10 protein-coding genes are annotated in these 14147 nt (G+C 72.8%); 9 read left to right on the plus strand and 1 reads right to left on the minus strand.

Annotation, left to right across the window (positions count from 1 at the left end; all coding sequences use genetic code 11):
* Positions 1 to 364: 364 nt before the first annotated feature.
* Positions 365 to 1105 carry a hypothetical protein gene (locus ACWD10_RS08935; protein WP_451088513.1) on the minus strand — a complete coding sequence of 247 codons (741 nt, stop codon included), beginning with the start codon at positions 1103 to 1105 and terminating at the stop codon, positions 365 to 367.
* A gap of 234 nt (positions 1106 to 1339) precedes the next feature.
* On the opposite strand from ACWD10_RS08935, the gene ACWD10_RS08940 reads away from it, so the two are divergent.
* The 9 genes from ACWD10_RS08940 (at position 1340) to ACWD10_RS08980 (ending at position 14111) form a co-directional block, all read left to right on the plus strand.
* On the plus strand, positions 1340 to 3499 hold the full coding sequence (locus tag ACWD10_RS08940; protein ID WP_451088515.1) for a RecQ family ATP-dependent DNA helicase: 2160 nt from the start codon (positions 1340 to 1342) through the stop codon (positions 3497 to 3499).
* A 96-nt stretch (positions 3500 to 3595) separates the two neighbouring features.
* Positions 3596 to 4855: an NAD(P)/FAD-dependent oxidoreductase gene (locus ACWD10_RS08945; protein WP_451088517.1), complete on the plus strand. Its 1260-nt coding sequence runs from the start codon at positions 3596 to 3598 to the stop codon at positions 4853 to 4855.
* Between the two features lie 81 nt (positions 4856 to 4936).
* Positions 4937 to 5257 carry a (2Fe-2S)-binding protein gene (locus ACWD10_RS08950; protein ID WP_451088519.1) on the plus strand — a complete coding sequence of 107 codons (321 nt, stop codon included), beginning with the start codon at positions 4937 to 4939 and terminating at the stop codon, positions 5255 to 5257.
* The gene (locus ACWD10_RS08955) at positions 5238 to 6788 is read left to right on the plus strand and encodes an FAD-dependent oxidoreductase (protein ID WP_451088521.1); all 1551 of its coding nucleotides are present in this window, start codon (positions 5238 to 5240) and stop codon (positions 6786 to 6788) included. The genes ACWD10_RS08950 and ACWD10_RS08955 overlap by 20 nt, the downstream gene beginning before the upstream one ends.
* 103 nt (positions 6789 to 6891) lie before the next feature.
* A complete protein-coding gene (locus ACWD10_RS08960; protein WP_451088523.1) occupies positions 6892 to 7815 on the plus strand; it encodes a dihydrodipicolinate synthase family protein in 924 nt (307 codons plus the stop codon).
* A gap of 29 nt (positions 7816 to 7844) precedes the next feature.
* On the plus strand, positions 7845 to 8849 hold the full coding sequence (locus ACWD10_RS08965) for a proline racemase family protein (RefSeq protein ID WP_451088525.1): 1005 nt from the start codon (positions 7845 to 7847) through the stop codon (positions 8847 to 8849).
* 186 nt (positions 8850 to 9035) lie between these two features.
* Positions 9036 to 9752 (plus strand): GntR family transcriptional regulator, encoded by a 717-nt coding sequence (locus ACWD10_RS08970; protein ID WP_451088527.1) that lies wholly within the window; start codon positions 9036 to 9038, stop codon positions 9750 to 9752.
* 214 nt (positions 9753 to 9966) lie between these two features.
* Positions 9967 to 11718, plus strand: coding sequence for a DUF4192 family protein (locus ACWD10_RS08975; protein ID WP_451088529.1), 1752 nt, complete (start codon positions 9967 to 9969; stop codon positions 11716 to 11718).
* A 452-nt stretch (positions 11719 to 12170) separates the two neighbouring features.
* Positions 12171 to 14111 (plus strand): glycogen debranching N-terminal domain-containing protein, encoded by a 1941-nt coding sequence (locus ACWD10_RS08980; protein ID WP_451088804.1) that lies wholly within the window; start codon positions 12171 to 12173, stop codon positions 14109 to 14111.
* Positions 14112 to 14147: the final 36 nt, after the last annotated feature.

Below are 14147 nucleotides of genomic sequence, written 5' to 3' on the forward strand. Positions count from 1 at the left end.
TGGGCGTACGCCGTGAGGCCTGCCGGTGACGGTCGGTGTGCGCGTGCGACTTGAGCGCTGTTCGGTGTGTGCGTACGCCGCACGGGTTGCCGGTGTGCGCGCGGTGCGGGGACTGCGTGTCCGTGGCGGTTCGGCCTGGCCTAGGGCCCGTCACCTTCGATCTTCGCGGGCCCGCGACGCCGCCGTGGCATCAGCCGCTGGCGCGGCGGGTACACTCTCGCCGCACCGGCCGAAGCCCCACGTACGCCCGGGCCATCGAGTGAACAGCACTTCGCCCGGCACGCCGACAGCACGCACCAACGGCATTCATCAGCCGCTCCGCGGCGGGCGCGGGCAGAACCACGAAGATCGGGAAGAACGGGCTCTAACGCGCCGCCGTCCGGTGTGACACGGCCGCGGCGTCCGATGTGCCCGCCGCCGCGTCCGCTGCGCCCGCCACCCCCGTACCCGTACATACCGAAGAGGCATCTGAGCTTGCCGGGCTTGCCGGGCCCGCGGCGCTGCGATGGTCCCGGGACCGCGGCAGCTCCACGCCGTTGAGCGGCTGCCACGGCTTCGCGCCCGTGCGTGGGTGGCGGCCGTTGCGGTCCTCGCCGAGGACCTGCCAGCCGTCGCGGGTCAGCGTGATGTACGCGCCGCAGCGCAGCCCGTGCAGGGTGCACGCGTCCCGCAGTCCCCACATCCACGCGCCGTCGTCCGGGGTCCAAGCGGCCTCGCTTTCACGGCAGTACAGCAGTACCGCCGTACGGACCGGGGAGCGGCGGCGCAGGTCATGCGGGATGACCCGGCGGAGCTGGGCGAGGAGCGCGTTGCGGTAGACCCAGCCGTCCGCGCCGCCCGGGCGCCGCACGAACGAGGCGCTCGCCCGTAGCCGCTCGTCCTGGTCGAGCACGGCGACGACGGCGGTCTCCGGCTCCGGCAGATGCCGGTGGTGCAGCCCCCTGACGACCTCGCGTGGGTCGCGGAGCAGGGGTATGCCCGCAGCGGCCCATTCCGAGGGTTCGAGTTGACGGGCCAGCTGATTGGTGGCGTCGGCGGACATCTGTGCGCGTTTCGATGCCCCCGGCATCGATGTCGCGGCGGACGGAGCGAATCCGAAGGTCACGGTCCTCCCTTCGGCTACGCGCCCACACCTGCGGGCGGGTCGGACTGGAAGCGCGCCGCGGCACGGCGGAGCCGCACCACGGACCGGCTGCACGGGAGCGGTTCCAATTCTCGCTGCCGTACTGGCCCCAGGCAACGAGCAGTTGGCCCTCGGGCCAGCCGTCCACTGAAAGCGTCACGAGCGTCACGCTGAGTGAATTCGCCGACGGTCCTCTTCATCGGGTTGCATGGGGCCATGGACCATCAGGAGCTCCGAGCCGAAGCCGACGCCATCCTTGCCGAGCTCGTCGGTGATCCGGGGGGTTCGGCGCGGTTGCGGGAGGACCAGTGGCAGGCCGTCGCGGCTCTGGTGGAGGAGCGGCGGCGCGCGCTGGTGGTGCAGCGCACCGGGTGGGGCAAGTCGGCGGTGTACTTCGTCGCCACCGCACTGCTGCGCCGACGTGGATCGGGCCCCACCGTGATCGTCTCGCCGCTCCTCGCGCTGATGCGTAACCAGGTCGAGTCGGCGGCGCGGGCCGGGATCAAGGCGCGCACCATCAACTCGGCCAACCCGGAGGAGTGGGACACCATCCACGACGAGGTCGAGCGCGGCGAGACCGACGTTCTCCTCGTGAGTCCGGAACGCCTCAATTCGGTGGATTTCCGTGAGCAGTTGCTGCCCAAGCTCGCGGCCGAGACCGGTCTGCTCGTGGTCGACGAGGCGCACTGCATCTCCGACTGGGGCCATGACTTCCGGCCGGACTACCGCCGGTTGCGCGCGATGCTCGCCGACCTCGCCCCCGGCGTGCCGGTGCTCGCCACCACCGCGACCGCCAACGCGCGGGTCACGGCAGATGTGGCCGAGCAGTTGGGCACCGGCACCGGCGAGGCCCTGGTGCTGCGCGGTCCGCTGGACCGGGAGAGCCTGCGCCTCGGCGTCGTCCAACTGCCGGACGCCGCCCACCGGTTGGCCTGGCTGGCCGAGCATCTGGACGAGCTGCCGGGCTCCGGGATCATCTACACGCTGACGGTGGCCGCGGCCGAGGAGGCCACCGCCTACCTGCGCCAACGCGGCTTCCGAGTGGCCTCCTACACCGGGCGTACGGAGAACGCGGACCGGCTTCAGGCCGAGACCGACCTCCTGGAGAACCGGGTCAAGGCGCTGGTCGCGACCTCGGCCCTCGGCATGGGCTTCGACAAGCCGGACCTGGGCTTCGTGCTTCATCTCGGCTCGCCGTCCTCGCCGATCGCCTACTACCAGCAGGTCGGCCGCGCCGGGCGTGGCGTCGAGCACGCGGAGGTCCTGCTGCTGCCGGGCAGGGAGGACGAGGCCATCTGGCGCTACTTCGCCGACACCGCCTTCCCGCCCGAGGCGCAGGTACGCCAGACCCTCTCGACCCTCGCCGAAGCGGGACGCCCGCTCTCCGTACCCGCTCTGGAGGCGTCGGTGGACCTTCGGCGCAGTCGGCTCGAGACGATGCTGAAGGTCCTTGACGTCGACGGCGCGGTCAAGCGGGTCAAGGGCGGCTGGACGGCCACGGGAGCCGACTGGGTGTACGACGCCGAGCGGTACGCCTGGGTGGCGCGGCAGCGGGCCACCGAGCAGCAGGCGATGCGCGATTACGTGAGCACGTCGCAGTGCCGGATGGAGTTCCTGCGCCAGCAGCTGGACGACGAGGGCGCCACCCCGTGCGGCCGTTGCGACAACTGCGCGGGCGCGTGGGCCGATTCCTCGGTCTCGGAGGAGACGCTGAGAGGTGCGGCGAAGGAGCTGGACCGCCCGGGCATGGAGGTGGAGCCGCGCCGGATGTGGCCGACGGGGATGCCCGCGCTCGGCATCGACCTCAAGGGGCGCATCCCGGCCAAGGAGCAGTGCTCCACCGGGCGCGCTCTGGGACGGCTCTCGGACATCGGCTGGGGTAACCGGCTGCGCCCGCTGCTGGCGGAGAATGCCCCCGACGGCCCGGTCCCCGACGAGGTCCTGCGGGCCGCGGTCGCGGTCCTCGCCGACTGGGCACGCTCCCCGGGCGGCTGGGCGACGGACGCCCCGGACGCGTCCGCCCGACCGGTGGGCATCGTCGCGGTGCCGTCCCTGACCCGTCCGCAACTGGTGGGCTCCCTCGCCCAGGGCATCGCGACCGTCGGCCGCCTCCCCTTTCTGGGGACCCTGACGTACACCGGTCCGAACGGCGCGCACGCGGCACGCCGCAGCAACTCCGCCCAACGCCTCAGGGCGCTGTCCGGCGCCTTCACCGTCTCCGAGGAACTGGCCAGTGCCCTGGCGGGCTCTCCGGGCCCCGTCCTGCTCGTGGACGACTACACGGACTCCGGCTGGACCCTCGCGGTCGCCGCCCGCCTGCTGCGTCAGGCCGGGAGCGAACAGGTTCTTCCGCTGGTCCTCGCTGCGGCGGGCTGAGCTTTCCGGCCCGCCGAACTGGCGCTGATCTCCCTGCACTGATCTCCCCCTGCTGATCCCTTGGCAACATCAGTGCCATGTGAAATATTACTGCGCGTGCCCACGAGGAATTCTTCGGATCTCATCGTCGTCGGGGCGGGCGTGGTCGGCGCCGCCTGTGCGTACTACGCGGCCTGCTCCGGCCTGACCGTCTCCGTGGTCGACCGCGGCCCTGTGGCAGGCGGTACTACGGGCGCGGGCGAGGGGAATCTCCTTGTCTCCGACAAGGAGCCCGGACCCGAGCTCGAACTGGCCCTGCTCTCCACGAAGTTGTGGCGCGAGCTGGCCGACGAGCTGCCGCGGGAGATCGAGTACGAGACGAAGGGCGGCCTCGTCGTCGCCTCCGGCGAAGAGGGCATGACCGCGCTGCGGGACTTCGCGGGGCGGCAGGCGAGGGCCGGGGTCACGGTGGAGCATGTGCCGGACGACGGTCTCGCCGACCTGGAACCGCATCTCGCTCCCGGTCTCGCGGGAGGCGTCCACTACCCGCAGGACGCCCAGGTGCAACCCGCCCTGGCCGCCGCCCACTTGCTGCGCGCCGCCGGTTCCCGGGTGCGGCTGCGGCTCGGTGCGGAAGTGACCGGCTTCCTCACCGGCACGGGTGGCGAAGTGCGGGGCGTGCGGACGTCTTCCGGCGACCTTCATGCCGCGTACGTCGTGAACGCCGCCGGGGCGTGGGGCGGCGAGCTGGCCCGGATCGCGGGTGTGGTGCTGCCGGTGCGACCTCGGCGGGGCTTCGTCCTGGTCACCGAGCCGCTGCCGCGCGTGGTGCGACGCAAGGTGTACGCCGCGGACTACGTCGCCGACGTGGCGAGTGACTCCGCGGCCTTGCAGACCTCCGCCGTCGTCGAGGGCACCCAGGCCGGACCGGTCCTGATCGGCGCGAGCCGGGAGCGTGTCGGCTTCGACCGCACCCTCTCCGTGGCGGTGCTGCGACGCCTGGCCGAGCAGGCGGTACGACTCTTCCCGGTGCTCGCCACGGTGCGGGCCATGCGGACGTACGCAGGATTCCGCCCCTACCTGCCCGACCACCTGCCCGCGATCGGTCCTGACCCACGGAGGCCGGGCCTGTTCCATGCGTGCGGTCACGAGGGGGCGGGGATCGGACTCGCTCCGGCGACCGGACGGATCGTCGCGGACCTGGTGACGGGACGGGAACCAGGCCTGGACATGGGGCCGTTCCGGCCGGAACGGTTCGGTGACGGGGGTGACGGGGGTGACGGGGGTGACGGGGGTGACGGGGGTGGCGAGGGCGGCGACACCGACGGGCGGGACAGGGCCGACGAGGGCCCTGGCGGCGACGGGGTGGTGCGGTGACCTCATCCGATCTCCTTCGATCCTTTGCTCTACTCGATCTCCATCGACCCTTTGACGGCCTTCTCCGAAGGGAGTCGCGTCATGGCGCGTAGCCGCAACCCCGTCGATCTCGTCGGCGCGGAACCTGAAGCCGCGTTCGAGATCACGTACGACGGCCGTCCCCTCACCGCGCTGCCGGGTCAATCCGTGGCCGCCGCGCTCTGGGCGAACGGCATCCTGGCCTGGCGCCGCACCCGCGTCGGGGAGCGGCCGCGGGGCGCCTTCTGCGGCATCGGGCAGTGCTACGACTGCCTCGCCACCATCAACGACCGGCCCAACCGCCGGGCCTGCCTGGTCCCGGCGCAGCCCGGCGACAGCATCACGACCCAGGAGGGGCACGGCCATGGCGGACTCGGCGTCTGATGACGTGAACGGTGAGCTGACGGGTGAGCTGGAGGGTGATCCGAGGGACGACGTGTACGACGTCGCGGTGATCGGCGCGGGCGCCGCGGGGCTCGCGGGTGCCGTCACCGCGTCCGAACTCGGCCTTTCGGTGGCCCTGTTGGACACCTCCGCACAACCGGGCGGGCAGTTCTACCGTCACCCCGCCCCGGCCCTCGGTGCGGTCCGGCCCGAGGCCCTGCACCACGACTGGTCCGCCTTCGCCGACCTGCGCCGCCGCCTGGCGCACAGCGACGTCAGCCGTCTTTCCGGGCACCATGTGTGGACGGTCGTACGCGAAGGCGACGCCGGGCCGTGGGAGGTGCACGCGGTCACCGGGGTGGACGGCGACGGAGAGCGCCCGGTGCGGGTGCGGGCCCGCGCGGTGCTCCTGGCGACCGGAGCGTACGAGCGCCAACTTCCCTTTCCCGGCTGGACCTTGCCCGGGGTCGTCGGTGCCGGGGGAGCGCAGGCGATGCTCAAGTCCGGCCTCGTCCTGCCGGGGCGGCGGGTGGTGGTGGCGGGCAGCGGGCCGCTGCTGCTCGCCGTCGCCGCGTCGCTTGCTGCGGCGGGGGCCCGCGTCCCCGCGGTGGTCGAGGCGTCCGGCTACCTCCGTTACGCCCGCCACCCCCGCGTCCTCGCCGCCAATCCGCACAAGGCGGCGGAGGCCCTGCTGCACGGCGCGACGCTGCTGCGGCACGGGGTGCGGCCGCTCACCCGCGGCGCGGTGACCCGGGTGCACGGAACCGACCGCGTGGAGGCCGTCACGGTCTCCCGGCTCGACCGCAATTGGCGTCCCGTGCGGGGATCCGGCCGCCAGATCGCCTGCGACGCCCTCGCCGTCGGCCACGGCCTGGTGCCGCAGCTCGAACTCGCCACCGGACTCGGCTGCGCGACCCGACGCACACCGGACGGCGCCTACGCCCTCGAACTCAGTGCCTTTCAGGAGACCTCGGTGCCCGGCGTCTGGGCGGCGGGCGAGACCGGAGGTGTCGGCGGCGCCCAACTGGCGTACACCGAAGGCGAGCTGGCGGGCCTCGCGATCGCCGCACGGCTGCGCGGCCGGGCCGCACTCACCGAGGGTGGGCCGGCGCGCGAACTGCGCCACCGCCGCGACCGCATGCGCGCCTTCGCCGACGTGATGGCCGCCGCTCACGCACCCCGCCCCGGCTGGACCGAGTGGCTCGACGACGCGACGGACGTGTGCCGCTGCGAGGAGGTCACCGCGGGCCGCGTCCGAGAGTCGGTCGCGGAGTGCGGCGCCCGCGACGCCCGTACCGTCAAACTCCTCACCCGCGCGGGCATGGGCTGGTGCCAGGGCCGGATGTGCGGGGCGGCCGTGGCCTGCCTGGCCGCGGAGGCGCAGGGCGAGGGAGTGCCACCGTCGCCGGAGCGCCGACCGCTGGCCGTGCCGATCCCGCTGGGGGCACTCGGCGCGCTTCCTGACCCAGCTGATGCCGAGGCGGACGAAGCCGCCGACGGAACCGATCCCGATGCCCGGTCCAGCCCCTGAACCGACCCCTTGATGGATTCCCTCAAGGCGCCCCTGATGGTGCCCTTGATAGAGCCGGACAAGCTTAAATAAAATGTCACACCCCACAGAAGGGCCTCCCCTCATGACCAACGCCACCTCCGCGACGGCTGGTTGGAACGCTGACCGCCCCTGGCGCGGCATCATGGTCGCCACCGCGCTGCCCCTGCGCGATGACCTCTCCGTCGACTACGACGCCTACGCCGAACACGTCCGCTGGCTCATCGAGAACGGCTGCGACGGCGTCGTGCCCAACGGCTCCCTCGGCGAGTACCAGACCCTGACCGCCGACGAGCGCGCCCGCGTGGTCGCCACCGCCGTCGAGGCGGCGGGCGACGGGGCGCGTGTGATGCCCGGCGTTGCCGCGTACGGCAGTGCCGAGTCGCGCCGCTGGGCCGAGCAGGCCGCCGAACAGGGCTGCGGCAGCGTGCTGTTGCTGCCGCCGAACGCCTACCGCGCCGACGAGCGGGCCGTGCGCGCCCACTATGCCGAGGTCGCCGAGGTCGGGCTGCCCGTGGTCGCGTACAACAACCCCATCGACACCAAGGTCGACCTGACCCCGGCCCTGCTCGCGGGGCTCCACGCCGACGGGCACATCGTGGCAGTCAAGGAGTTCACCGGCGATGTGCGCAGGGCCTACGAGATCGCCGAACTCGCCCCAGAACTCGACCTGTTGATCGGCGCGGACGACGTCCTGGTGGAGCTGGCCCTGGCCGGGGCTGTGGGCTGGATCGCCGGTTACCCCAATGCCTTCCCCGCCGCCTGCGCCGGGCTGTACCACGCCGCCGTCGCCGGGGACCTGGGGACTGCTCTGCCGCTCTACAAAACCTTGCATCCGCTGCTCCGTTGGGACTCCAAGACCGAATTCGTGCAGTCCATCAAGCTGTCCATGGACATCGTGGGCCGCCACGGAGGACCCACCCGGCCCCCGCGCACGCCGCTTCCCGACGCGACCGCGGCCGAGGTGCGCGCGGCCACCGAGAAGACCGTCGCCGCCGGTCACCGCTGACCGAACCCGCCCGGGAGGACCCCGCACCCATGCGTACGCGTCACGTCTTCCATGCCGTCGACTCACACACCGAGGGCATGCCCACCCGCGTCATCACCGGCGGTGTCGGGGTGATCCCCGGCTCCACGATGGCAGAGCGCAGGCTCCACTTCATCGACCATTTGGACCACCTGCGCACCCTCCTGATGTATGAACCGCGTGGTCGCGCCTCCATGAGCGGCGCGATCCTCCAGCCCCCGACCCGCCCCGACGCCGACTACGGCGTGCTCTACATCGAGGTCTCCGGACTGCTCCCGATGTGCGGGCACGGCACACTCGGCGTGGCCACCGTCCTGGTCGAGACCGGCATGGTGGCGGTCACAGAGCCGGTCACCACGGTCCGCCTGGACACCCCCGCCGGCCTTGTCCCCGTCGATGTACACGTCGAGGACGGTGTGGCGAAGGCGGCCACACTCACCAACGTCCCCGCGTTCTGCGTCGGCCTGGACCGCAAGGTCGAGGTGCCGGGGTACGGGACGGTGACGTACGACCTGGCGTTCGGCGGCAACTTCTACGCGTTCGTCGAACTCGACGTGCTGGGGCTGCCGTTCGACCGAGCCCGCAAGGACCAGCTGCTCGCGGCAGGCATGGCGATCATGGACGCCGTCAACGCCTCGCCGGACCGTCCCGTCCACCCCGCCAAGCCCGAGATCGCCGGACTCAAGCACGTCTACCTGGCGGCCCCCGGCTCCGACGCGCACCGCTCACGGCACGCCATGGCCATCCACCCGGGCTGGTTCGACCGCTCGCCGTGCGGCACCGGAACCTCCGCGCGCATGGCGCAGCTGCACGCCCGCGGTCAACTGCCCCTGCACCGCGACTTCGTCAACGAGTCCTTTATCGGTACGGAGTTCACCGGCCGTCTCATTGAGGAGACGGAGGTCGCCGGGGTGCCCGCGGTGGTCCCGCGGATCACCGGCAGGGCCTGGATCACGGGCACAGCCCAGTACTTCCTCGATCCGGACGACCCGTTCCCGGGAGGGTTCCTCCTATGACCGCCGCCGCGACCACCGCCGCCCTGGCCCTTGGGCCGGGCGGTGAGGATCGCCAACTCCGTGCCGTACGCCCTGGTCCAGTACACCCGTAGGCACCTGCGAAAACAACGTGACATTGTACGCTGGTGGCCCGCTCGGCCACGGACGCCGGGGCACGAACGGGCCACGAAGGGAAACACCGCGACCATGGGGCACCTGAAGCAGCGCAACCTCAATACCACCCGAGAGCGCTTGCGCGACCAGGTCGCCCACCATCTGCGGGCCGCCCTCATCTCGGGCGAACTGCGCCCCGGCGAGGTGTACTCGGCACCCGGACTCGCGGAGGACTTCGGGATCTCCGCGACTCCGGTCCGCGAGGCGATGCTCGACCTGGCCCGCGAGGGTCTGGTCGAGCCGGTCCGCAACAAGGGCTTCCGGGTCACCGAGGTCAACGAACGCGACCTCGACCAGTACACCGAGATCCGCACGCTGATCGAGGTCCCCATGATCGGCCGGATCACTCGCAGCGCCGCCCGCGAGGACCTGGAGGCGCTGCGCCCGGTGGCCGAGGACATCGTGCGCGCCGCCCGCGACCATGACCTCATCGGCTATCTCGACGCCGACCGTCAGTTCCATCTCTCCCTGCTCGCCCTCGGTGGCAACGACCGGCTCGTGGAAACCGTCGGCGACCTGCGTAAACGCTCCCGCCTGTACGGCCTGACGGCCCTGGACGAGCGCGACCAACTGATCCCCTCGGCCGAGGAGCACATCGAACTGCTCGACCTGATGCTGGCGGGTGACGCGAAGGGCGCGGAGAAGTGCATGGCCCGTCACCTCGGTCATGTGCGCTCGCTGTGGGCCGAGGGAACCCAGAAGCGCAAGCCCGCCCGGCCCGGACTGAAGGCCCGTCTCGGCTCCCGGTGAGGGCCTGTCCTGTCGACCGAGCCACCTCGCCGCCGACTGCGTGCCGGCTGCGGTCCATCCGGGTCCCGCTCGTCCCGCTGGCCGCGATCGCCTGACATCATCGCCCGCCGCGCTTCCTCGCTGGTGAAGCCCTCAACGGTCCGCCTGTCGTGTCCACGATCCGAGTTATCCACAGGCCAAAGCGGAGTTCGGGAATCCGCGGGACAGTCGGCGCATGACGAATCACAGCGAAGCCGTCGGAAGCCCCGGCGAACAGACGATCACCCTGCGCAGCCCCGGCGAACTGGCCGACGCGCTGCCGTACTTGATGGGATTTCACCCCGACGACAGCGTGGTCCTCGTAGGCGCGCACGGAGAACACGGAAACTTCGGCGGGCGGGTGCGCCTCGGCATCCCCGAGCAGCGGGAGGACTGGCCGTCCATCGCCCAGCAACTCGCACGGTGCCTGGTCCGAGGCAGCGTGAAGCGGGGAGGGAAGCCTGACGCCGTCGTCGTCTACCTGTGCCGGGAGCCAGGCGTGGACGAGACCGGACGTCAGGTGGTGGAGCGGCTGAGGCCGCTGGCCGACGCGGTCCGCATGGCCTGTAGCAGCCTCGGCATTCCGGTGCGGGAAGCACTCTGCCTCTCGGGCGGACGCTATTGGTCGTACGTCTGCACCGACTCCCGCTGCTGCCCTCCCGAAGGTCGGCCGCTGGCAATGCCGGGCACCTCCGTCATGGCCGCCACCGCAACGTACGCGGGCATCCAAGTGCACGGCAGCCTCAAGGAGATGGAGGCCCGGTTCAAGCCCGGCCCGGGAGCTGGCGTGGCCGCACAGACACGGGCACTCGACGCAGCCACGGCGGCGGTCGCCCCGCGCATGCTGACGGGCACCTACGACCGGGCGCAGGCGGAGGAGGAGACCCTGGCCGCGGCGAGCCGCACCCTGGTACGCCTGCGTGACCATTCGCCGACGGGCGGCCCGGCCACGGCCGACGCCAGGGACGACGCGCTGCTCGAACCCGACGAGGCCGCCCGTCTGCTGCTCGGCCTACAGGACCGGCTGGCCCGGGACCGGGCCGCGGAGTGGATGGAAGGAGAAGACGGCGCCGCGGCCCTCCGACTCTGGCGTGCGCTGGCCCGCCGCTGCGTCGGCATCTACGAGGAGTTCGCCGTAGCTCCCCTCGCCCTGGCGGGCTGGGCGGCCTGGTCACTGGGGAACGAAGCAGAGGCCAGGGTCGCCCTCGGCCTGGCCCTGCGCATCGACCCCCAGTACACCTTCGCCCAACTCCTCCACCAGGCCTGCAATGAGGGGCTCGACCCGGAGACGGTGCGGCAATGCTTGCGGCGGGCTTCCCGGGATGCGTCGGGGAGTGATGGGTCGAGGAGTGGTGCGTCGGGGAGTCGCGAGCCGGGGGGTGGCGCATTGGGGGCGACGGGTGCGTCGGGCACGGCAAGTACTTCAGAGGCGACGGCGGCTTCGGGGGCGGCAAGTACTTCAGAGGCGACAGGTGCTTCGGGGGTGGCAGATCCATCTGGGACGGAGGGCCCGTCTGGGGTAGCGGACCCGTCGGGGACGGAGGGCCCGTCTAGGGTGGCGGACCCGTCGGGGACGGCAGATCCGTCATCACTCGAGCCGTCTGACGCGCCCGAGCCACCCGACGCTCCCGAACCGACGACGCATCCCGCCGCCTCTCGTCACCCCTCACGGTCGACCCGCCGCCCGGCCTCAACGGGCCCCGCCCGAAACAAGTCCCGACCTGCCGGTCAAGGCCCCGGGAGGCCGCGCGCATCGGCCCGCGGCGTCGCCCGGAGGCCAAAGTACCCAAGGGGATGGGCCGGTTCGTGGGACGTCAGGCAGCCGAGGACCCGGCACCGGCACGTGCCCGGACCCGGCCTCGGGCACGGGCACGGGCAAGAACAAGGACACGGACACCAGGGAGGCACCGATGGTCGAGCTGCCGAAGACGAGAGGCACGAGAGGTGACGCCCGCATGCTGTCGCTCACTCCTCGTCTGACGCCCCAGCGCGCCCAGCGCCCACCACACACTCAGTGCCCGCACCGCCCGCACCGCCCTCAGCACCTTCCGCGCCCCCAGCGCTCGCAGCGCGCCCAGCACTCCCGGGCCCCGAACCCCAGCCGTCCCCAACTCGCGTCGCGCCCCCGTGACCTGGTGTGCCGCCGTTGCGTTCACGTGAGTGGCGCGGTCGCCGTACGGCGGCCGGCTGCCATCACCACGACCCCGCGACGAGTCGCTCCCGGGCGCGCCTTCGTCAGCCCGAGGGCACGCACCGGGGCGCAGAAGAAGAGCTATGCCCCCTCGTGTACCGTCCCCGGCTCCCGGCAGAGAGAGCCCTGCGGTCCTACGGTCATCGCTGGCGCCGCCGCGCACCGCGGGCGGGGAGTTGCCGATCCCCGGGCCACGGCGACCTGCCGAACTGCCGCCCGTGCACAACGCGTTGATCTGTGTCGCCCTGCCGGGGCTCGCCATCGGCGCGGAGGACGGACAGCTGACGGGCCGCGGCCTCGAGGGGTTCTACCGCGCGGGCCGCCGCCTGCTCTCCCGCTGCCGGGTACGGGTGGCGGGGCGCGAACCCCTCGCCGTACAGGCGCGGTTGCTGACCGCGGACCGTGCCCGCTTCGCAGCGGCGCTGCGGCCGTCAGGGAGCGGCGGACCCGACCCTGTGGTGCTCGTCGAGCGGCTGCGGGACGCCGTGGGCGTCGAGCGCATCACGCTGCGGAGTGCGGCGCCGCGGACGCTGCGGCTCCCCGTCGAGGTGTCTCTGGCCACCGATCTCGCGGAACTGGGGGCGGTTGCCTCCGGGCGCCCGGAGGCCGCACTGCCCGCGAGCGTCCACGGTTCGGGCCTGCGGTGGTCGCGCGGAGCGGTCGGGGCCGTGGTCGCCGCGGAGCCGCCGCCGGACGACATACTGGCCTCGGCGGGAGTGCTGCGCTGGGATCTCCACCTGGAGCCCGGCGGGGTGCACAGCATCGAGCTGCGGGTACGTCTCGACGGTGCGCCGCCGCTGCGCCCGGTCGGCACCGGTGCGGGCAACCCGCTCGCCGCGGCGCGGGCCGAAGGGGACGATGGGCGGGTGCGGACGCTGTTCGACAGGTGCCTGGGGGATCTGAGGGCGCTGCTCCTGCGCGACCCCGGGCATCCCGCGGACGTCCACCCGGCGGCCGGGGCGCCCTGGCGGTGCGGGCTCGCACCGTCCGAGGCCCTGGCGGCGGCACGGATGGCGCTGCCTCTGGGCACCCGGCTCGCCGCAGGCACCCTGCGCACTCTGGCGCGCACTCAACTCCGGGGCGCCGGAGGGCAGTCGGGCCTGGTGCCCGGGCCGCTGCGGCACGGGGGTCCGCATCTGCCGCCGCGCTGCACGGGCATCGAGGCGACGCTGCTCTTCCCGGTCGTGCTCGCCGAGGCCACCCGTTGGGGCCTGCCCGAGCAGGACGTGGAGGAGCTGCTGCCCGCCGCCGAGCGGTGCCTCGCCTGGCTGCGCGGCGCCACCGGGGACGGTGTCTACCTGCCAGACCCGCACCCGGGTGGGCCGCTGCGGTGCGAGACCCAGGCGCATGCGCACCGTGCGGCGGTGCTCGGTGCCGGGCTCCTGGAGGCGTACGGGCGGCCGGGCGCCGCTGACCTGCGGCAGTGGGCGGCGGAGCTGCGGGCAGCCTTCCGGGAGGACTTCTGGCTGCCGGACCGCAGCGGGGGCAGGCCCGCGGCCGCCCGCACACCGGAGGGCAGGCCCGTGCCGCACCTGGGCAGCGGTGCCGCGCACCTGCTGGACACCGGGCTCCTCGGCGGCGGCGTCCTGGCCGAGGGGCTGCTCGACAAGGTGTGCACGGAGCAGCTCGCCCGGCTGCTCGGCGCCCCCGCCATGGACTCCGGCTGGGGACTGCGCAGCCTGGGGGCGAAGGAGCCCGGGCACAACCCCTTCGGGCACCGGGGAGGGGCCGTGCGGATCCACGAGACGGCGGTCGCCGTGGCGGGCCTGGCCGCCGCCGGGTACGAGAAGGAGGCGAGTGCCCTGCTGCAGGGCGTGCTGACCGCGGCCGAGCACTTCGGCTTCCGGCTGCCGGAGATGTACGCAGGGGTGCAGCGCACCGGTGACGGCGCGCCGTTACCGCACCCGGCCGCCTGCCGACCCGCGGCGACCGCCGCGGCCGCGGGCGTCCAGCTGCTCACGTCTCTGGCGGGCATCCGTCCCGATGCCCCCGCCGGGACGGTCACGTTGCGGCCGGTACGCAGCGCGCCCCTGGGGGAGCTGGGGCTGACGGGGCTTGTCGTGGCGGGGGCGCCGTTCGCGGTACGGATCAGCCGACTCGGCCTCGCCATGGTCGAGGAAGCCGCGGACGGGCTGCAGTTGGGGGTGTGATGGGGGATGAGGGGGCTAGGAGGGGGTGGGAGTGGG

The sequence above is a fragment of the Streptomyces sp. NPDC002851 genome (genome assembly GCF_053591935.1).

What these genes read in the sequence shown, in the direction of transcription:
- ACWD10_RS08955 (WP_451088521.1), top strand. Translation starts at nt 5,238, where the DNA reads ATGGCGGACTCGGCGTCTGATGACGTGAACGGTGAGCTGACGGGTGAG.
- ACWD10_RS08940 (WP_451088515.1), top strand. Translation starts at nt 1,340, where the DNA reads ATGGACCATCAGGAGCTCCGAGCCGAAGCCGACGCCATCCTTGCCGAG.
- ACWD10_RS08970 (WP_451088527.1), top strand. Translation starts at nt 9,036, where the DNA reads ATGGGGCACCTGAAGCAGCGCAACCTCAATACCACCCGAGAGCGCTTG.
- ACWD10_RS08950 (WP_451088519.1), top strand. Translation starts at nt 4,937, where the DNA reads ATGGCGCGTAGCCGCAACCCCGTCGATCTCGTCGGCGCGGAACCTGAA.
- ACWD10_RS08960 (WP_451088523.1), top strand. Translation starts at nt 6,892, where the DNA reads ATGACCAACGCCACCTCCGCGACGGCTGGTTGGAACGCTGACCGCCCC.
- ACWD10_RS08965 (WP_451088525.1), top strand. Translation starts at nt 7,845, where the DNA reads ATGCGTACGCGTCACGTCTTCCATGCCGTCGACTCACACACCGAGGGC.
- ACWD10_RS08975 (WP_451088529.1), top strand. Translation starts at nt 9,967, where the DNA reads ATGACGAATCACAGCGAAGCCGTCGGAAGCCCCGGCGAACAGACGATC.